Origin of the sequence: Pseudomonas sp. MD195_PC81_125 (assembly GCF_014060985.1) — a bacterium.
In the GTDB taxonomy this organism is placed as follows: Bacteria; Pseudomonadota; Gammaproteobacteria; order Pseudomonadales; family Pseudomonadaceae; genus Aquipseudomonas; species Aquipseudomonas parakoreensis.
In genome coordinates this window covers 1-501 of sequence record NZ_JABULD010000826.1, presented here as the reverse complement: position 1 = coordinate 501, position 501 = coordinate 1, and the positions used below count along the sequence as shown (strand labels likewise).

Sequence of the window (501 nt, the reverse complement as noted above, 5' to 3'; positions counted from 1 at the left end):
CCTTCATCGGCAAACGATCCAGCAGACTCATCACCAGCCCGGCCAACGTCTGATAATCCTCGGTTGGCTGCGCACCAAATCCGGTACGTTCACGCACACGCGTCAGATTCAGAGCGCCGTTGACCACAAACCCGCCCTGCTCTTCGATCACGTCCGGGCCTTCGATTTCGCTGGCATCGGGCAGTTCGCCGGCAATCGATTCGAGGATGTCGGTCATGGTCAGCACGCCGACGAAGTCGCCGAACTCGTTGACCACAAAAGCAATGTGGGTCGACGCTGCGCGCATCTGCTCCAGCGCATTGAGGATCGAATAGCTGTCGAGCAGGTTGATGGTCTTGCGTGCGAGATGTTCCAGGTTCGGCTCAATGCCGCTCAGGTACTCCTTGAGCAATTCCTTCTTGTGCACGAAGCCCAACGGTTCATCCACGGCACCGTTGCGGATCAGCGGCAGACGCGAATAGGACGAGTGCATCAGTTTTGTCCGGATCGTTTCGGCGTCGT

The 501-nt window shown here is 58.1% G+C and carries 1 protein-coding gene; it reads right to left on the bottom strand.

The window, feature by feature from the left end; genetic code table 11:
• A partial coding sequence (locus HT737_RS29545; RefSeq protein ID WP_182404592.1) for a CBS domain-containing protein occupies window positions 1-501 on the bottom strand: 501 nt, incomplete at both ends.